15 protein-coding genes are annotated in these 18691 nt (G+C 71.4%); 6 read left to right on the top strand and 9 right to left on the bottom strand.

The annotated features are described in order from the left end of the window. The first annotated feature begins 127 nt into the window (after positions 1–127). The 3 genes from ACZ66S_RS22960 (at position 128) to ACZ66S_RS22950 (ending at position 3302) form a co-directional block, all read left to right on the top strand. The gene (locus tag ACZ66S_RS22960) at positions 128–1483 is read left to right on the top strand and encodes a M20/M25/M40 family metallo-hydrolase (RefSeq protein WP_469903379.1); all 1356 of its coding nucleotides are present in this window, start codon (positions 128–130) and stop codon (positions 1481–1483) included. Between the two features lie 65 nt (positions 1484–1548). Continuing rightward, positions 1549–2250: an MBL fold metallo-hydrolase gene (locus ACZ66S_RS22955; RefSeq protein ID WP_469903378.1), complete on the top strand. Its 702-nt coding sequence runs from the start codon at positions 1549–1551 to the stop codon at positions 2248–2250. Continuing rightward, positions 2196–3302, top strand: a complete 1107-nt coding sequence (locus ACZ66S_RS22950; RefSeq protein ID WP_469903377.1) for a protein kinase family protein — start codon at positions 2196–2198, stop codon at positions 3300–3302. The genes ACZ66S_RS22955 and ACZ66S_RS22950 overlap by 55 nt, the downstream gene beginning before the upstream one ends. On the opposite strand, the gene ACZ66S_RS22945 is transcribed toward ACZ66S_RS22950, so the two are convergent. The 7 genes from ACZ66S_RS22945 to ACZ66S_RS22915 all read right to left on the bottom strand — a co-directional run bounded on the left by ACZ66S_RS22945 (position 3203) and on the right by ACZ66S_RS22915 (position 11412). After that, positions 3203–4324 carry an ABC transporter ATP-binding protein gene (locus ACZ66S_RS22945; RefSeq protein ID WP_469903376.1) on the bottom strand — a complete coding sequence of 374 codons (1122 nt, stop codon included), beginning with the start codon at positions 4322–4324 and terminating at the stop codon, positions 3203–3205. The two genes, ACZ66S_RS22950 and ACZ66S_RS22945, sit on opposite strands and share 100 nt — an antisense overlap. Then, positions 4321–5397 (bottom strand): ABC transporter ATP-binding protein, encoded by a 1077-nt coding sequence (locus ACZ66S_RS22940; RefSeq protein WP_469903375.1) that lies wholly within the window; start codon positions 5395–5397, stop codon positions 4321–4323. The genes ACZ66S_RS22945 and ACZ66S_RS22940 overlap by 4 nt, the downstream gene beginning before the upstream one ends. A gap of 26 nt (positions 5398–5423) precedes the next feature. Further along, entirely contained in the window at positions 5424–6416 is a 993-nt protein-coding gene (locus ACZ66S_RS22935; protein ID WP_469903374.1) for an ABC transporter permease, read from the bottom strand. 88 nt (positions 6417–6504) lie between these two features. Continuing rightward, positions 6505–8172: an ABC transporter substrate-binding protein gene (locus ACZ66S_RS22930; protein ID WP_469903373.1), complete on the bottom strand. Its 1668-nt coding sequence runs from the start codon at positions 8170–8172 to the stop codon at positions 6505–6507. 79 nt (positions 8173–8251) lie between these two features. Continuing rightward, positions 8252–9280, bottom strand: coding sequence for an ABC transporter permease (locus ACZ66S_RS22925; protein WP_469903372.1), 1029 nt, complete (start codon positions 9278–9280; stop codon positions 8252–8254). A 367-nt stretch (positions 9281–9647) separates the two neighbouring features. Then, positions 9648–10688, bottom strand: coding sequence for an NUDIX hydrolase (locus tag ACZ66S_RS22920; RefSeq protein ID WP_469903371.1), 1041 nt, complete (start codon positions 10686–10688; stop codon positions 9648–9650). A gap of 529 nt (positions 10689–11217) precedes the next feature. After that, on the bottom strand, positions 11218–11412 hold the full coding sequence (locus ACZ66S_RS22915) for a hypothetical protein (RefSeq protein WP_469903370.1): 195 nt from the start codon (positions 11410–11412) through the stop codon (positions 11218–11220). Between the two features lie 150 nt (positions 11413–11562). Here ACZ66S_RS22915 and ACZ66S_RS22910 point away from each other — a divergent pair, with 150 nt between their 5' ends. Next, positions 11563–13596: an NPCBM/NEW2 domain-containing protein gene (locus ACZ66S_RS22910; RefSeq protein WP_469903369.1), complete on the top strand. Its 2034-nt coding sequence runs from the start codon at positions 11563–11565 to the stop codon at positions 13594–13596. A gap of 86 nt (positions 13597–13682) precedes the next feature. Here the strand turns inward: ACZ66S_RS22910 and ACZ66S_RS22905 are convergent, their stop codons facing one another. Next, positions 13683–14633, bottom strand: a complete 951-nt coding sequence (locus tag ACZ66S_RS22905) for an ROK family protein (protein ID WP_469903368.1) — start codon at positions 14631–14633, stop codon at positions 13683–13685. A 195-nt stretch (positions 14634–14828) separates the two neighbouring features. On the opposite strand from ACZ66S_RS22905, the gene ACZ66S_RS22900 reads away from it, so the two are divergent. Together ACZ66S_RS22900 and ACZ66S_RS22895 are read left to right on the top strand one after the other, a co-directional pair. Next, positions 14829–15878, top strand: a complete 1050-nt coding sequence (locus tag ACZ66S_RS22900) for a LacI family DNA-binding transcriptional regulator (protein ID WP_469903367.1) — start codon at positions 14829–14831, stop codon at positions 15876–15878. A gap of 7 nt (positions 15879–15885) precedes the next feature. Beyond that, the gene (locus tag ACZ66S_RS22895; RefSeq protein WP_469903366.1) at positions 15886–16698 is read left to right on the top strand and encodes a hypothetical protein; all 813 of its coding nucleotides are present in this window, start codon (positions 15886–15888) and stop codon (positions 16696–16698) included. Here the strand turns inward: ACZ66S_RS22895 and ACZ66S_RS22890 are convergent. Further along, positions 16644–18608, bottom strand: coding sequence for a serine/threonine-protein kinase (locus ACZ66S_RS22890; RefSeq protein ID WP_469903365.1), 1965 nt, complete (start codon positions 18606–18608; stop codon positions 16644–16646). The two genes, ACZ66S_RS22895 and ACZ66S_RS22890, sit on opposite strands and share 55 nt — an antisense overlap. Between the last annotated feature and the right edge of the window lie 83 nt (positions 18609–18691).

The following is an 18691-nucleotide window of genomic DNA, read 5'->3' as shown; positions in this document are numbered from 1 at the left end:
CTGCTGCTCCCGATCAAGCCGTTGCCGCACCTGTCTCCCGCATCCTACGGCGGGCCCGCCCACAGACCACTGTGGGAGGATCTACGGCACTCACAGGTACAACGTCGCACCCACAAGGAGCGTGCCCATGTCGTCGAATCCGGTCGCCGAGACCGTCGCCTCGCTGATGCCGAGGGCGCGGGCGGAGCTCACCGAACTGGTGGCGTTCAAGTCGGTGGCGGACTTCGAGCAGTTCCCGAGGAGCGAGAGCGAGGCCGCCGCCGGCTGGGTCGCGGACGCGCTCACCGCCGAGGGGTTCCAGGACGTGGCCCTGCTCGACACCCCGGACGGCACCCAGTCGGTGTACGGCTACCTGCCCGGCCCGGAGGGTGCGAAGACCGTCCTGCTGTACGCCCACTACGACGTGCAGCCGCCCTTGGACGAGGCCGGCTGGACGACCCCGCCCTTCGAGCTCACCGAGCGCGACGGCCGCTGGTACGGGCGCGGGGCCGCGGACTGCAAGGGCGGTGTGATCATGCACCTGCTCGCGCTGCGCGGGCTGAAGGCGAACGGCGGCGTGCCGGTCCACGTCAAGTTCATCGCCGAGGGCTCGGAGGAGCAGGGCACCGGCGGCCTGGAGCGGTACGCCGAGGCCCACCCCGCGCTCCTGGAGGCGGACACCGTCGTCATCGGCGACGCGGGCAACTTCCGCGTCGGCCTGCCCACGGTCACCGCCACCCTGCGCGGCATGACCATGCTGCGCGTTCAGGTCGACACCCTGGCGGGCAACCTGCACTCGGGCCAGTTCGGCGGCGCGGCGCCCGACGCGCTGGCCGCGCTGATCCGCGTCCTGGACTCGATGCGCGGGAAGGACGGCACGACGAGGATCGACGGGCTCACCCCGGACGCGTCCTGGGACGGCCTCCAGTACGACGAGGAGCAGTTCCGTGCGGACGCCAAGGTCCTGGACGGCGTCGAGCTGATCGGCGACGGCACGGTCGCGGACCGCATCTGGGCCCGCCCGGCCGTCACCGTCCTCGGCATCGACTGCCCGCCGGTCGTCGGGGCCACCCCGTCGGTGCAGGCGAGCGCCCGCGCGCTGGTCAGCCTGCGGGTGCCGCCGGGCATCGACGCGGCCGAGGCGACCAAGCTGCTCCAGGCGCACCTGGAGAGGCACACGCCGTGGGGCGCGCGGGTGCGCACCGAGCAGATCGGCCAGGGCCAGCCGTTCCGCGCGGACACGACCAGCCCGGCGTACGCGGCGATGGCCGACGCGATGGCGGTGGCCTACCCGGGCCAGGAGATGCAGTACGCCGGCCAGGGCGGCTCCATCCCGCTCTGCAACACCCTCGCCTCGCTCTACCCGCACGCCGAGATCCTCCTCATCGGGCTCAGCGAGCCGGAGGCCCAGATCCATGCCGTGAACGAGAGCGTCTCCCCGGAGGAGCTGGAGCGCCTCTCCGTGGCCGAGGCCCTCTTCCTGCGCAACTACGCGGCGAGCTGATCCGACGGCTCTGCTGTCGGCAGAAGGCCCTCGTCCCCGGGCGGGGGCCTTTCTACGGTCGTCCCATGGACGTCATCGAACTCCTCCCCCGTCTCCACCTCCTGCGCTTCCCGGTCGGCCAGGCGTATCTCTGGCGCGACGGCGACGAGTCGACCCTGATCGACGCCGGTCCACCGGGTGCCGCGCCCTCGATCGCCGCCCGTCTCTCGGGGCCTCTGCGCCGGATCGTGCTCACCCACTTCCACGAGGACCACGTGGGCGGGGCGGGCGAGTTGGCCGCCCTGACCGGTGCGGAGGTGCTGGCACACCGGCTGGACGCGCCCTTCGTCCGAGGCGAAGCGCCGGGCCCGCCACCGGCGTTCGAGGACTGGGAACTCCCCCTGCACGCGGAGGCTCTACGGCACCTGCCGCAGATCGAGTTCGCCGGACCGCCACACCTCACGGAACTCTCCGACGGCGACTCCCTCGACTTCGGCGACGGCGCCAGGGTCGTCCACGCCCCCGGCCACACCCCCGGCAGCATCGCCCTCCACCTCCCCCGACACGGCGTGCTCTTCACCGGCGACACGGTGGCCGCGTCCCCCACGGACGGCACCCCGATCCCCGGCGTCTTCAACACAGACCGCCCCCAAACCCTCCTGTCCTACGCCAAGTTGGCATCCCTGACCCCGAACCTGACCTGCGTGGGCCACGGAGCCCCGATCATGGGCCCATGGACTCCCGCTACCGCCTTCACACCGATACCGCCGCCGCCCTCGACCGCCTGAGCGACCGGGAACTCGCGGATCTGGTGGCTTCGGGCACCCCTCTGGGCGCCGGCATCGGCGGGCGGGCGACGCTGGTGACGGTGGACGGCATCCGGGTGTTCGTGAAGCGGATCCCCCTCACGGACATCGAGTCGCACCCGACGAACGTCCGCTCCACCGCGGACCTCTTCGGCATGCCGGTCTTCTGCCACTACGGCATCGGCGCGATCGGCAGCCCGGGCTTCGGTGCCTGGCGCGAGCTGGCCGTGCACGAGATGACGACCGACTGGGTGCGCTCGGGGCGTTTCCCCGGCTTCCCGCTGTTGCACCACTGGCGGGTGCTCCCCGACACCCCCCACCCGCTGCCGCCCGAACTCCGCGACGAGGAGCGGGCGGTGGCCTACTGGGGAGGCTCACCCGGACTCAGGGAGCGCCTCGCGGCCCTCCGCACGGCGTCCGCGAGCCTGACCCTGTTCCTGGAGTACGTGCCGCACACCCTCCACGACTGGCTCCACGCACAACTGCGCACCGGCGACGCCGACTCGGCCTGCGCGTTCGTGGAGCAGAGCCTCGAAGCCGTGACCGGGTTCCTCCGGGATCAACAACTCGTCCATTTCGACGTCCACTTCGGCAACATCCTCACGGACGGACACCGGCTCTACCTCACCGACTACGGGCTCTCCCTGTCCACGCGTTTCCCACTCGGTCCGGAAGAGCGCGACTTCCTCGACCGCCACCGTGCCTACGACCGCGCCTACGCCCTCTCCTACCTGGTCCACTGGCTGGTCGTGGACCAGTACGGCCTCGCCCGGGACGAGCGCGAGGACTTCATCCGCGCCTGCGCCGACGGCGAGCGCCCCGAGGGGATCCCCGGGCCCGCCGCGGCGCTCGTCTCACGCCATGCCCGACTGGCAACCGTCGTCGGGGACTTCAACCGGCGCCTGGAACAGCAGAGCAGAGTCACCCCCTACCCTCACGAAGAAGTAGCCGCACTCTCCCCCATCCCCGTCAACGCCGGGTCCAGCACGATGTCCTCGGGGCGGGCCTCGACCGTCGGGTCCTCGGGGAAGTGACAGGCGGTCAGGTGGCCCTGCGGGTTGCCGGGCAGGCGGACCAGTGGGGGTTCGTCGGTCGCGCAGCGGTCCTGGGCCTTCCAGCAGCGGGTGCGGAAGCGGCAGCCGGAGGGCGGATCGACCGGTGACGGCACGTCCCCGGCGAGCCGGATGCGTTCACGACGCCGGGTGCCGTCCGGGTCGGCCTCGGGGACCGCGGAGAGCAGGGCGTGGGTGTAGGGGTGCCGGGGGCGGGCGTACAGCGTCTGCCGGTCGGCGACCTCGACGATCTTGCCGAGGTACATCACCGCGACCCGCTCGCAGAAGTGCCGTACGACGGCGAGGTCGTGGGCGATGAAGACGAACGCGATGCCGAACTCCCGCTGGAGGTCCTGGAGCAGGTTGACGATCTGCGCCTGGATGGACACGTCCAGCGCCGAGACCGGTTCGTCGGCCACGATGAGCTTGGGACGCAGGGCGAGCGCGCGGGCGATCCCGATGCGCTGGCGCTGACCGCCGGAGAACTCGTTGGGGTAGCGGTTGTAGTGCTCGGGACTGAGGCCGACCGTCTCCAGGAGTTCCTGGGCCCGCTTCTTGTGACCCTGCGGCGGGTTGATGCCGTTGAGCCGCATCGGCGTCTCCACGATCGTGCCGACCGTGTGCCGGGGGTTCAGCGAGGAGTACGGGTCCTGGAAGATCATCTGGAGGTTCCGGCGGGCCTCCTTCATCCGGCTCTCCGGGGTGTGGGTGATGTCCTCGCCGTCGAACACCACCTTCCCGGCCGTGGGTTCCAGCAGCCGGGTGATCAGCCGCCCGGTCGTCGACTTGCCGCAGCCGGACTCGCCGACCAGACCGAGCGACTGCCCGGCGCCGACCGTGAAGTCGATGCCGTCGACGGCGTGCACGGCCCCGATCTGCCGCTGGAAGACGATGCCGTGCCGGATCGGGAAGTGCTTGCTGAGGCCGCTGACTTCGAGCAGGTGCTCCCCGGCGGCGGGCTGAGTGGTGCTCACGGCATGCTCCTGTTCGTCCGCCGCCCTCACTGCGCGGTCCCGGACGCCGTACGGTCGCGGATCTCTGTTCTGGTCTCCGGGGTGAGGTGGCAGGCGGCGAGATGCCGGCCGGTGCCGGGGACGGGCACCAGCTCGGGCCGCTCCGTCGCGCAACGCCCCCCGGAGACCCAGCCCTTGAAGGTGCAGCGGGGGTGGAAGGCGCAGCCGCCGGGCGGGTTGATGAGGCTCGGCGGGGACCCGGCGATCGGGTTCAGCCTCCGCTCGACGTCCCCGGTGATCTGCGGCATCGACTCCAACAGGCCCCAGGTGTAGGGGTGCTGGGGTTCCTTGAGCACGTCGCGCACGGTGCCGTACTCGATGCGGCGACCGCCGTACATCACCAGGATGTCGTCGGCGATGTCGGCGACCACGCCGAGGTCGTGGGTGATGAGGATGACCGCGGAGCCGAACTCCTCCTGGAGGTCGCGGATCAGGTCGAGGATCTGGGCCTGCACGGTGACGTCGAGCGCGGTCGTCGGCTCGTCGGCGATGAGCAGTTCGGGGTCGCAGACCAGCGCCATCGCGATCATCGCGCGCTGCCGCATGCCGCCGGAGAACTGGTGCGGATAGTCCCGCACCCGGCGTTCGGGCTGCGGGATGCCGACCCGCCGGAGCATCTCCACGGCCCGGTCCCGGGCCTCCTTCTTCGCGACCCTGTGGTGCACCCGGTACGCCTCGGCGATCTGGGCGCCGACCGTGAAGTACGGGTGGAGGGCGGACAGCGGGTCCTGGAAGATCATGGAGACCGTCCGGCCGCGCAGGGCACGCATGTCGTGCTCGGGAAGGGAGACCAACTCCCTGCCGTCCAGCCGGATCTCGCCCGAGACCTCGGCACGCGTGCCCTTGTGCAGCCCGAGCAGGGCCAGCGAGGTGACCGACTTCCCCGAGCCGGACTCGCCGACGATGCCGAGGGTGCTGCCCTTCTCCAGGGTGAAGGAGACCCCGTCGACGGACTTGACGATCCCGTCCTCGGTCGGGAAGTGCACGCGCAGGTCCCGTACGTCGAGGAAGGGGGCGGCCGCGGGATCGGTGGCCGCCGGTTGCGGTGAGGTCAGGAGGGACACGGGGTTTCCTTGCTGCGGTGAGGGGCTCAGGCGAGGCGGACGCGGGGGTCGACGAGGCCGTAGACCACGTCGACCACCACGTTGGCGAGCACGACGAACGTGGCCGCGAAGAGCGTGGTGCCGAGGATGACCGGCAAGTCGGAGTTCTGCACCGAGTCGACCGCGAGCTTGCCGATGCCGTTGATGCCGAACACCGACTCGGTGATGACCGCGGAGCCGCCGATGAGCGAGCCGACGTCCATGCCGAAGATGGTGAGGATCGGGGTGATCGCGGCCCGCAGGCCGTGCTTGAGGACGACCTTGTTGCCGGACAGGCCCTTGGCCCGGGCGGTGCGCATGTAGTCCTCGGCGAAGACCTCCAGCATGGAGGAGCGGGTGAGCCGGGTGTACAGGGCGAGGTAGACGATGACGAGGGTGGCCCACGGCAGGATCAGTCCCTGGAACCAGGCGCTCGGGTCCTGGGTGATCGGGGTGTAACCGGAGGCGGGCAGGATCTGCCACTTGTCGACGAACAGGTAGAGCAGCAGCAGGCCGACGAAGTAGATCTGCACGGAGACACCGAGCAGGGCGAGTCCGACCGCCGCCTTGTCGGCCGCCCTGCCCCGGCGAACCGCGGCGAGGGTGCCGAGGCCGACGCCGAGGACCAGGAAGAACACGGCGGCGCCCAGACCCAGTGACAGGTCCGCGGGGAAGTCGTCCAGCAGGGTGCTGAGGACGGGGGTGTCGGTCTGGAAGGAAATGCCGAGGCAGGGCGCGCCGCAGTGCACGCGCACGCTCTGGTCGCCGAAGTCCCGGCCGACGAAGAGTCCCTTGAAGAACTCCCAGAACTGCTTGAGGAAGGTTTGGTCGAGCCCGAGCGAATGCTTGATCTCGGTCAGCCGGGAGGGCGAGCAGGTCTTGCCGCAGGCCAGGAGCGCGGGGTCGGACGGCAGCGCGAAGAAGATCACGAAGGTGATCACGGTGATCACCAGCAGGATCGCCGCCGCTGCCAGCAGGCGCCGGATGAGGTAACGAAGCATGTCGTGCTGGACCCTGACGTGAGAGGGGGTGTGCCCGCCGGCCGGGGGCCGCCGGCGGGACCGGGAGGGATGCGTCAGCTCGTGACGGTCAGCTCTTGACGTAGGCGTGGACCAGGCTGGGCTCGGCGAGGATGGGGTCCGAGATGACCCCGCCGACCTTGGAGCCCGCCAGTTCGCTGAAGTTCATGTACATCAGCGGGACCACGGCGGCGTCCTTCATGATCTGCTCGTCGAGGGCGCCGTAGGCGGCGTCGGCCTGCTTGATGTCGGTCATCTTGGCGATCTTGTCGATCTGCGTGTTGACCGCGGGGTCGTCGAGGTACGACAGGTCCTGGTTGGACTGGGGCAGCTTCGCGATCTGCCGTCCGTCGAAGAGCACGGGCAGCACGGTGGAGGCGTTGGGCCAGTCCGCGATCCAGTCGCCCCAGGTGAGGTCGTACTGGTTCTTCACGTTGTCGATGGTGCTGAAGTAGTTCGCCGCGTCGATCGGCGTGATGTTCACGGTGATGCCGATCCTGCCGAGCGAGGTCTTCACGGCGTCCGCGAAGTGCTCCTCGGTGGTGGTGTTCTCGACCGCGAGCGACATGGTGGGCCTGGGATCGCCGGCCTGCTTCATCAGGGCCTTGGCCTTGGTGAGGTCACCGCCGGGGTCGGTGCTGTAGAGGTCGAACTTCTTGTATCCGCCGATGCCGGGGCTGAGCATGGTGCTCGCGTAGTCGCCGTAGGCCGCACCACCGAACGCCCCGCGGACGGTGGTCTTGTCGATGGCGTACTCGATGGCCTGACGGACCTTCAGGTCCTTGACCCGGGTGGTGTTGACGGCCAGGTAGTTGATGCCCGGAGCGGGGATGTTGTAGAGCCGCGACTTCAGGGACGGGTCACCGGAGATCGTCGTCAGGTCGGAGCCCGCGATCGGCCACTGCATGATCGAGGTCTGGGCGCTGCCGGCGTCGGACTTGATCTGCTGGTCGATCGCCGACTGGTCCTGCCCGAGCTTCACGTCGATCTCGTTGACGTTCTGCTGCCGGATCGGGTCGGTCGACTGCTTCCAGGCGGTGTTCCGGGCGAGGACGAGCTCCTTGTTCTTGGCGTACGACTTGATCATGTACGGCCCGTCCGACCACACGTGCGTGTCGTACGTGGACCCCGTGTCGTGGGCCTTGGGCACCGCCGACCAGCCGGGCATGGCGGTCGCCTGGTCGAAGTCCGCGACGGGCTGGTCGAGATGGAACACGATCGTGGACGCGTCCGGCGTCTGGACGGAGGCGAGCTCCTTGCCGGAGTAGGGCCCCTTGTAGGAGGAGCCGCCGACCAGCCACTGACTGGCGTACGGCGGGCCGCCGTTGATGTCGGGCGAGAAGAACCGCTCGACCCCGTACTTGACGTCCTGCGCGGTGACCGGCTTGCCGTCCTGCCAGGTGATGCCCTTGCGCAGGTGGAAGGTCCACACCGTGTCGCCCTTGCTGGGCGTACCGGTGTCGGTGGCGAGGTCGCCGACGAGCTTGGGGTGCGCGCCGGTCTCGTCCCAGTTGGTCAGGGTGCGCACGAGCTCCTGGTCCATGCTCGAACCCTCGGTCGTGTAGACGCGCTGGGGGTCGAGATGGTCGAAGTCGGCGTGATCCAGAACCGTCAGTGTGCCGCCCTTGGTCGGGGAGCCGCTCCCGGTGGTGCTGGAGGAGCCCCCGCATGCGGTGGCCCCCAGGGCGATCGCCACGGCGGTGGCCGCGAGCGCGATCGAGCGCCTTCTGCGCGTCATGAGGTAACACTCCGTTCTTCTACGGCTCGGCGACGACGACTCAAACGGGGCCGCTCGCACCGGTGTTGAGGGGACCGCGTCAGCCGCGGGCCGCGCGGGGATCCAGGGCGTCCCGGACGCCGTCGCCGAGGAGGTTCAGCGCCAGGACGAGCATCAGCAGCAGGACGCCGGGGACGAACAGGTACATCGGGTCCTGGAGGAAGAACTGCGAGGCGTCCGAAAGAAGCGCCCCCCAGTCGGGGTTGGGCGGGATGACACCCACGCCGAGGTAGGACAGGGCCGCCTCGGTCGTGATGTTCTGCGGGACGGCCAGCGCGAACGAGATCAGGACCGGCGCCCACAGGTTCGGCAGCAGTTGTCGGAGGAGGATGTGCCAGCGCCCGGCGCTCATGATCCGCGCGGCGTCGACGAACTCCCGCTCGCGCAGCGACAGGACCTGCCCGCGCACCAGGCGGGCGGTGTAGGCCCAGGCGAACACCGCGATGTTCAGGACGAGTACGAGCAACCGGAGGTTCTCGTCGGTGCCGCCGTGGTTGTTGGTCTGCATCGCGTTCTGGATGACCGGGGTGAGCGCGATGATGAACAGCAACTGCGGGAAGGCCAGCATCACGTCCATGATCCGCGACAGCACGGAGTCGACCCAGCCGCCGGAATAGCCCGCCGCGAGACCGGCCACGACCCCGACGACGGTGGACAGCACGGCCGAGGCGAAGCCGACGAACAACGAGGTGCGCAGGCCGTAGACGATCCGCGCGAACAGGTCGTAGCCGGTGCCCGGTTCGACGCCGAGGAGGTGGGTGAGGCTGATGCCGCCCAGCGCCCCGCGCGGGAAGTTGCCGGTGTCCGGGTCGATCGCCCGGCCGTCGGGGGTGATCGGCCCCCAGCCGGTGACCGCCGTCAGGACCGGGGCCAGCAGCGCGATCAGGATGAAGAGCACCGTGATCACGAACGCGGCCAGGGTGACCTTGTCCCGTCTGATGCGCCGCCAGGCCATCCGGGCGGGCGAGCGCCCGGTGATGGCCGTGCTGTCGCCCCGCGGTTGCGGAGTCGGTTCGCCGGCCGTGGTGGTGCCGGTGTCGGCGGGCATCGGCTGCTGTTGCGTCGTCATCGTGCGGACGTCCCGGGTATGTGCTGGGGCCGGCGCGAGGTGGTGGCCGTCGCCGGCGGACAGGGTCTCGTCATGGGGCTGTTCCCTGGGGGAAAGACGTCGGTCGCCGGCCGTTGTCGGCGCCGTGAGACTGAGCGGACTGTCGCAACCCGTCGAGAGGCCGGTCAAGGCGGAAAATGACCGGAAAGGGGATTGTTTGCGCTCGTTGCCAAGAGTTGACGAGGGCGGGACGTTTCGTTAGCTCTGACATGGAGGTAACGCGACCATTCCCTTGGCGGGTTCTCGCCCTCCGCTTGCCTGACTCGAACACACCCGGACATGGCGAAGCCCCGCCGGCGGAGCGCGCCGACGGGGCCCACCCCCCGCGTCAGCCGGTCGGAACGCCGGCTTCCAGGTACAGCGCCGCCCCGCGCTCGCGGGCCCGCAGCGCCCACCGCAGCCGCTCGTAGCGCACCGGCGGCAGCAGCTCCGCGGCCTCCTCCTCGCTGGCGAAACACCAGCCGCGCAGTTCCGGACCCGGGAGCAGCACGGCCCCCGCCCGGGTGGAGTCGAGCCGGCCGCCGTCGAAGAGGAGACGCAGTCCGCCGTACTGCGGAGGCACGGGCGGTTCCCAGTCGACGACGAGGAGCCGTGGTACGTCGTCCAGTCGGATGCCGGTCTCCTCGGCGACCTCGCGCATCCCGGCCTGCGCGGGTGCCTCGCCGGGCTCGACGACACCGCCGGGGAACTCCCAGCCGGCCTTGTAGGTGGGGTCGACGAGCAGCACCCGGTCCTGCTCGTCGAAGAGGAGGACCCCGGCGGCCACGGTCTCCGCGGTGGGCTCCGGGGTCTGCACGATGTCGCACGGGGGCACGGTCCCGGCGGCGAGATCCCCGGCGATGCGGGCGGCCGTCTCGTACGGGGTGAGCGCGCTGGTGTCGACGGTATGGGCGTCGGCGGTGAGCCAGGAGGCGAGGGCGGCCCGGTAGGGCTCGATGTGGTCGTACGCCCAGTGCCCCTGGCCCATCTGTCCGAGCGGCAGGGTCGGCGGGGCCTCCCGCCCGGCTATTCGTTCCCGCAGGATCGTTTCCGCCGGTGCGAGGAGGATGTGCCGGACCGTGATCCGGCGGGCGGCGAGGCCGCCGAAGATCTCGTCGCGGTACTCCTGGCGCAGCAGGGTCATGGGGACCACGAGGGTCCCGCCGAGCTCGGCGAGCATCGCCGCGGCCGTGTCGATCACCAGGCGTCGCCAGATCGGCAGGTCCTGGAAGTCGCCGACCTCGGCGAGGTGCTTGGGCGGCAACAGACGCACGACCGCCGCGCCGATGTCCTCGGGGTCGAAGAGCGTGCTGTTCGGGATCAGTTCGATCAGTTCCCGTGCGGTGGTGGTCTTCCCCGCACCGAACGCGCCGTTGATCCAGACGATCACGGACTCCCCCTCTTCTGTTTGGCCCCCTGTGGCTTGCCCGTTCCACCCTGCCACGGAAACCAGCCGCAGATGAGGGCGCACGGACACGGCACCGGGGCCCCTCGACGGGAGGGACCCCGGTGCCGTGGACTCTGTTCGGACGCCCTACGCCCTGGCGATCCGGCGTTCGCCAGGCCGTGCGGGTCCTTGCGGGGGGCGCGTTTCTCGCGGAGGGGGCGGTCGCTCATCGCCGGTCCCCCGCCCCGGAGCAGCCCGGAGGCTCTGCGCCGATGCCGACGGCACGCGCCCGCGGTTCCTGGCCCGGACGGCTTGCGCCCTTGTCAGCGGGCCGACGGCCACGACCTCGGAGGAGCCCTGAACACCCGGCGGGGCAAAGGCGGCCGTGACCGCTTCGGACAAGGCGGCCACCTGCCGCGAGTCCCGCCCGGCAACAGGACGGAGCCCCGCCCGTCTCCGCAACCGACACGGACCCGCCGTCACGACGCCGGGCAGCCGCGCCCCTTCCCGCGACGGCCGCCGGCGGACCTCGTCAGCCGCCCTGGCCAAGGGCCGTCTCGTCCAGGCCATCCAGGCTCTCGCCGGAGACGGTGTGGTCGAGGGAGCTGAGGGTCTTGTCGACGTCGAGGTGATCGAGTTCCTCGCCCAGGGCGTGCGAGGGGGTGATCGCCGCGACGACGAAGCCGGTGGCGAGGGAGGCGATGGCGAGCATGCTGCGCTTCTTCATGGCCTGATCAACGGCACCGGACCGATTGGGTCACGCAGCCGTCCCGGGACCGCTCTCTTCCACCACAGTCCAACACGTCCTAACGTAAACGCTCACATGATGACGCGTACATGTCGTCATCGACTGCCGCTGGTTCGGAGGAACGTAACGATGCGTCACCTTCACACCCGCACCACCCGCACCACCAGCACCACCCGCCGAAGGACGGTCGCCGCACTCACGGTGCTGCTGCTCGCCGTGCCCGGGGCGGCCCACGCCCTCGCGGACGCGCCGGAGGCGGACCCGCCCGCCCTCGCCGACGGACTCGCCCTCACCCCGCCCATGGGCTTCAACAACTGGAACTCCACCCACTGCCGGGCCGAGTTCGACGAGGCCATGGTCAAGGGCATCGCGGACATCTTCGTCGACAAGGGCCTCAAGGACGCGGGGTACCAGTACGTCAACCTCGACGACTGCTGGGCCCTGCCGGACCGGGACGCCGACGGCAAGCTCGTGCCGGACCCGGCCCGCTTCCCCAACGGCATCAAGGCCGTCGCCGACTACGTGCACTCCAAGGGCCTCAAGCTCGGCATCTACACCAGCGCGGGCACCAGGACGTGCAGCAACGTCGGCTTCCCCGGCGCGCTGGGCCACGAGTACAGCGACGCCCAGCAGTTCGCCGACTGGGGCGTCGACTACCTCAAGTACGACAACTGCAACAACCAGGGCGTCGACGCCAGGTCGCGCTACACGACCATGCGCGACGCGCTCAAGGCGACCGGCAGACCGATCGTCTACAGCATCTGCGAGTGGGGCGAGAACAAGCCCTGGGAGTGGGCCTCCGACGTCGGTCACCTGTGGCGCACCACCGGTGACATCAGCGACACCTGGGGCTCGATGCTGTCGATCCTCAAGCAGAACCTGCCGCTGGCGCCCCACGCGGGCCCCGGCCACTGGAACGACCCGGACATGCTGGAGGTCGGCAACGGCGGCATGACGGACACCGAGTACCGCTCGCACTTCTCGATGTGGTCGGTCATGGCCGCGCCCCTGCTCATCGGCACCGACCTGCGCTCGGCCTCGGCGGAGACCTTCGAGATCCTCTCCAACAAGGAGGTCATCGCCGTCGACCAGGACCCGCTGGGCAAGCAGGGCTCCGTGGTCTCGTCCGAGGGCGGCCGCTGGGTCGTCGCCAAGGAGATGAAGGACGGCAGCCGTACGGTCGCCCTGTTCAACGAGTCGAGCAGCCCCCAGCGCGTCGCCACCACCGCCGCGGCCGTCGGCCTGCCCGACGCCGACGCGTACACCCTGCGCGACCTGTGGCAGCACCGGAGTTACAACACCGCGGGCACGATCTCGGCGACCGTCCCCGCGCACGGAACGGTCCTCGTACGGGTCTTCGCCGACCGCGGGTGGCACCGGTACCCGCCCGCCGTCGAACTCGGCCTGGACGCAGACCCGTTGATCCAGGCGGGCCTGCCCGCCACGCTGACGACGACGGTCACCGACCTGGGCCGCACCCCGGCCGGACAGGTCTCCGTACGGCTGTCCGGCCCCGCGGGCTGGACGGTTCGGGCGACGTCCCCGACCTCCGCCCCGGCCCTGCCCACGGGCCTTTCGCTGCGCACGAGTTGGTCGGTCACCGCTCCGCAGGGGACGCCGACGGGGTCGTACGACCTGACGCTCAGGGCGAGTTACCGCTCGCCGACCGGTGTTCGGGTCGACAGCGTCCTGCCGTTCGGCGCGACCGTGGTGGTCCCGCCGCCCTCGGGCACCTCCGGCCTCGGTGATCTGCCGTGGCTGTCGGCCTCCAACGGCTACGGGCCCGCCGAACGCAACACCAGCAACGGGGAGAGCGCCGCGGGCGACGGAAACCCGATCACCATCGGCGGAGTGGTGTACGCCAAGGGGCTCGGGGTGCACGCGGAGAGCTCCGTGGAGTACTACACGGGCGCGGCCTGCGAGACGGTCACCGCGCAGGTCGGCGTGGACGACGAGAAGGGCGCGAACGGCACGGTCGCCTTCGAGGTGTGGGCGGACGGCACCAAGGTGGCGTCCACCGGCGTCCTGACCAACGCCATGCCGGCCCAGCCGCTCACCGCGGACGTCACCGGCGCCCGGCTGGTCCGGCTGGTCGTCACCGCTGGCGGCGACGGCATCGACTCGGACCACGCCGACTGGGCCGACGCGCGGTTGAGCTGCTGAGAGCCGCCGTACGCACGAGACGGCCGGGCCCGGCCCCGGGTCCGGCCGTCAGGTGAACGTTTCTCCCGGTTCCGTCGACCCGGGCGTCAGACCGCGGCGGCCGTGTCGGTCCGCTTCGCCAGCGCCGCCGCGGCCGCCCCGACCAGCCCCGCGTCCGTACCCATCTGCGCGGGCACGATCGTCAGGCGCTGGACGAAGGACAGGGTCGCGTAGTCGGCCAGCGCCTTGCGCAGCGGTTCGAAGAGGACGTCGCCCGCCTTGCCGACCCCGCCGCCGATGACCGCGATGTCGATCTCCACGAGGGTCGCGGTGGCCGCGATGCCCGCGGCGAGCGCCTGGGCCGCACGGGCGAAGGAGGCCACGGCGACCGGGTCGCCGCCCCGGGCCGCGTCGGCCACCGCGGCGGCGGAGGTGTCGCCGTCGGGGCCTGGCCGCCAGCCGTTCTCCAGCGCGCGCCGGGCGATGTTCGGACCGCTGGCTATGCGCTCCACACAGCCGCGCCCGCCGCACGGGCACAGGTCGCCGTCGAGGTCGACGCTGATGTGACCGATGTGGCCCGCGTTGCCGGTGGGTCCGGCATGCAGCTCGCCGTTCAGCACCAGACCGCCGCCGACCCCGGTCGACACGACCATGCAGAGGGCGTTGTCGTGTCCGCGCGCAGCACCCTGCCAGTGCTCCGCCGCCGTGATGGCCACACCGTCGCCGATCAGCTCCACGGGGAGCCCGCCGGTCGCCTCCCGGACCCTGCGGACCAGCGGGTAGTCGCGCCAGCCCGGTACGTTCACCGGGCTCACGGTGCCGGTGGAGGCGTCCACCGGGCCCGCGCTGCCGATCCCGAGGGCGCCCGCGCGTGCCCACAGCGGTGAGTCCGTGAGCTCGCCGAGGGTCTCCTCGACGGCACGCATCACGCTCTCGCCGTCCTCCTGCGCCGGGGTGGCGCGCTGGGCGCGGAGGAGGATCCGGCCGTGGCCGTCCACCAGCGCTCCGGCGATCTTGGTGCCGCCGATGTCGAGCGCAGCCACGAGGTCGGTGTGCATCAGTGTCAGTTCTCCCCGTTCAACCTTGAGGAATGGACAGGCCGGTGTCGCGGTGGGGCGCTGGCCGACAGATTGCGGTGGACAGTGTCTCCCGCATCTGACAACGTTGTCCAGGCTCTATGCTCGACGCCACATCCTCATACAAAATCATGGACCGCCGCATCCCCGTCGACGACAGGACAGGACGCCGTTATCGTGCCCGACACCCACAGCCGAGCAGACCGCCTCTCCACGACCCGGTACGGCAACCGCCCGACCATGAAGGACGTGGCGGCGCGAGCCGGCGTCGGACTCAAGACGGTCTCCCGCGTGGTCAACGGCGAACCGGGCGTCACACCCGAGACGGAACACCGGGTCCGGGAGGCCATCGAGGCCCTCGGCTTCCGCCGCAATGACAGCGCGCGCGTGCTGCGCAAGGGCCGTACCGCGAGCATCGGCCTGGTCCTGGAGGACCTCGCCGACCCGTTCTACGGCCCGCTCAGCCGTGCGGTGGAGGAGGTCGCCCGGGCCAACGGCGCCCTGCTCATCAACGGCTCCAGCGCCGAGGACCCGGAGCGCGAGCAGGAACTGGTGCTGGCCCTGTGCGCCCGGCGGGTGGACGGCCTGGTGGTCATCCCGGCCGGTGACGACCACCGCTATCTGGAGCCGGAGCTGAAGGCCGGCGTCGCCACCGTGTTCGTGGACCGTCCGGCGGGCCGGATCGACGCCGACGTCGTCCTGTCCGACAACTTCGGCGGTGCCCGCGACGCCGTGGCCCACCTCATCGCGCACGGCCACCGGCGGATCGGCTTCATCGGTGACATGCCCCGCATCCACACGGCCGCCGAGCGACTGCGCGGCTACCGGGCCGCCATGGAGGACGCCGGCATCGAGGTGGCGGACGCCTGGACCTCGCTGGGCGTCACCGACCCGCAGCGGGTGCGCCGGGCGGCCGAGGACATGCTCGCCGGCCCCTCCCCCGTCACCGCCATCTTCACCGGCAACAACCGGGTGACGGTCACCGTGATCCGGGTCCTCGCCGAACACACCCGGCAGGTCGCCCTCGTCGGCTTCGACGACATCGAACTCGCCGATCTGCTCCAGCCGGGTGTCACGGTCGTCGCCCAGGACGCGGCGGCACTCGGCCGTACGGCGGCGGAGCGGCTCTTCCGCCAGTTGGACGGGACGCTGCTGACCCCCGAGCGGATCGAGCTGCCGACGCGACTGATCACCCGGGGCTCGGGCGAGCTGCCGCCGGCGGACTGAGCGACCGGTGCGGGACTTCACCCTGGAGGCACTCGGTCTGGCCGAGGCTCCCCGCGACCATCCGCTGCTCTATCCCGGCGCGTGGCCGGCGGACTCCGCGCTTCTCGACGGTGACCGGCTGGTGCCCTTCGACGGGCCGCTGCCCCTGGACCGGTGGGCGCAGGAGGGCCGCGTCCCGGTCCTCGCGGTCGGCTCCAACGCCAGTCCGGGGCAACTGCGCCACAAGATGACCGAGTGCGGGATCGCCTCGCCGGTGCCGATGCTGAGGGCACGGGTGACCGGCGTCGACGTGGGCGTCTCCGCGCATGTGAGCCGCATGGGGTACGTGTCCGCGTCGCCCTTCGAAGCCACGGGAGCGGTACGGGAGTTGTTCGTCGTCCTGCTGGACGCCGAACAGCTCGCGGTCATCGACGCGAGCGAGGGCGTGCCGCTGCCGCACGGGAACTACGGGCGGGCCTGGCTGCCCGCGCCCGAGGTGCGGGCCGAGCTGCCCGGCGGCGTCACGCCGCCGGGCGTCCACGCGTACGTCAACCGCCACGGCGTGCTGCACGACGGCACCGGCACCCCGCGCACCCACCCCGGCCAGCGGGAGCTGCTGACCGAACTCCTCGTGGGATCGGCCCGGTTGCGCGAGCTGTTCGGCGTCACCCCGGAGGAGTTCACGGCCCGGGCGCGCGCCGACCGGCACCTGTGCGAGAGAGGCACCCGGCTGTTCGCCGACGAGAAGCGGGTCACGGAGTCGGGCCTGGAGCGGTACGTGACGGTTCAGCAGACGGGGAGTCCCGGCACCGGCTCGTCGTTGTTCCCGCCCTTGATGTAGACGTCGCTGACGTAGACCCCGGTGTTGCCGCTGTCGTCGTCCGTCCGCGCCCACCAGACGTTGGTCCACGAGCCGGAGGTCTCCCGGCGGCCCAGGTTCGACTGGCAGAAGAAATAGTTGGTGCCCGCGTTGAGGACGCCGGCCTCGGCTCCGGAGGCGGTGTAGGACTTGGCGGTCTTCCAGACGGTGCAGTTGTACTTGCCGCCGCCGATGGCGGTGCAGGCCGGGGACGGCGGCGGGGTGCTGGGGTCGCCGTCCCCGGCCGTACCGCCCTTCCCGGAGTCGCTGCCGCCCGTGTCGTCGTTGTCCGAACTGCCCGAGCCGCCGCCGGAGGAGTGGGCCGTGGAGGACGCGGGGGCACGGCTCGTGGGGTCGGCGCTGCCGTCCTCGCCCCGCGACTTCTCGGCGTCCGGGGTTTTCCCGGCGTCCCCGTCCGTCAGCGCGGCGCTGCCGGAACGGTCGGCGTCGGGGCCGTCGGAGGCGGAGGCCGCGGCCGACTCACTTGTGCCGGACGCGACCGCCCGGCCGTCGGCCTCGGCCTTGTCCGCGTTGTGCATCAGCGCGACGGCCGTGCCGGCGACCGCGAGGACGACCGCGACGGCCGCGGCGGCGAGCAGGGCGCGCCGGTTGCGGCGGGGCGTGCGGGAAGGGTCCATGGGGGCGGTGTCACGGGACATGCCGTAACTGGGCCCCACAGGTGCCACAGGGGCCGGGGACGGGCCGGGACCGGGCGCCGGAGCGCCGCCGCCCGGCGGGGTGGCACCGACGCCCTGTTCCGGGGAACCGGCCTGGCCGGGAGCCTCGGATGAGGAAGCGGCCCCGACCCACCAGGGCGCCGGCGCCTCGGCCTGCCCTGCGGTGTCCGTGGTGGGCTGCCCCATGGGGTCCGGGGCGGGCTGACCCTGACCGTGCGGTACGGCCCCCTCCGCCGCCTGCGACCCGGAAGCGGCCGGCGCCGCCGGCACGTCGGAGACCGTCTCGGCCTGCCCCGCCATCGGTTCCGCCGCACCCCGCAGGGTCGTCGTGGGACTGTCCGCCCCGGATTCGGCCCCGTCCGCCACGGCCTCCAGCAGCGCACGCGCCTCCTCGGCCGCCGGACGCGCCTCCGGCCGCTTGTCCAGCAGGCGCTGGAGGACAGGACCGAGGGGACCGGCACGGTGGGATTCGGGGAGCGGTTCGCCGACGATCGCGGTGAGCGTGGAGAACGTCGAGGTGCGGCGGAACGGCGAGGCGCCCTCGACGGCCGCGTACAGCGTGGCCCCCAGCGCCCACACGTCGGAGGCCGGTCCCGGATCGGCGCCCTGGGCGCGCTCGGGGGCCATGTAGTCCAGGGAACCGACGAGATGGCCGGTGCGGGTCAGGTTCGTGGCCGAGCCGTCGCCCGGGTCGTCCATGGTGGCGATGCCGAAGTCGGTGAGCAGGACACGGCCTGAGCGGTCGAGGAGGATGTTGCCGGGCTTGACGTCCCGGTGCAGTACGCCGGCCTCGTGGGCGGCGGCCAGGGCGTCCATGACCTTGGCGCCGATGCCGGCCGCCTCGCGCGGGTCCAGGGTGCCCTGCCGGCGCAGCACCTGGTCCAGGGAGGGGCCCTCGACCAGCTCCATGACGATCAGCGGGCGCCCGTCCACCTCGGCCACGTCGTGCACCGCGACGACTCCGGGGTGCCGGACGCGGGCCGCCGCGCGGGCCTCGCGCTGCATCCGCAGCCGCAAATCGGCGAGCTCGGGCCCGTCCGCGTCGGTGTACGTCCGCAGTTCCTTGACCGCGACCTCGCGGCCGAGGACCTCGTCGACGGCCCGCCAGACCACACCCATACCGCCGCGACCGAGCTGGGCCACGACCCGATAACGCCCGGCCAGAAGGCGACCGGTCTCGTCCTGGCCCTTTCCGTTGGTCTCCCCCGAAGACACCGCTGCCCCGTTCCTGTGACACGTCAATGCGTGCGGTACAGACTACGGGGCAGGAGTGACAACTCCAGCCGCCGGTTGCGACT

It is taken from the genome of Streptomyces sp. NPDC107471, from assembly GCF_055582845.1.
The sequence above is the reverse complement of the archived record's forward strand: the minus strand, read 5'-3'. Positions and strand labels throughout refer to the sequence as shown.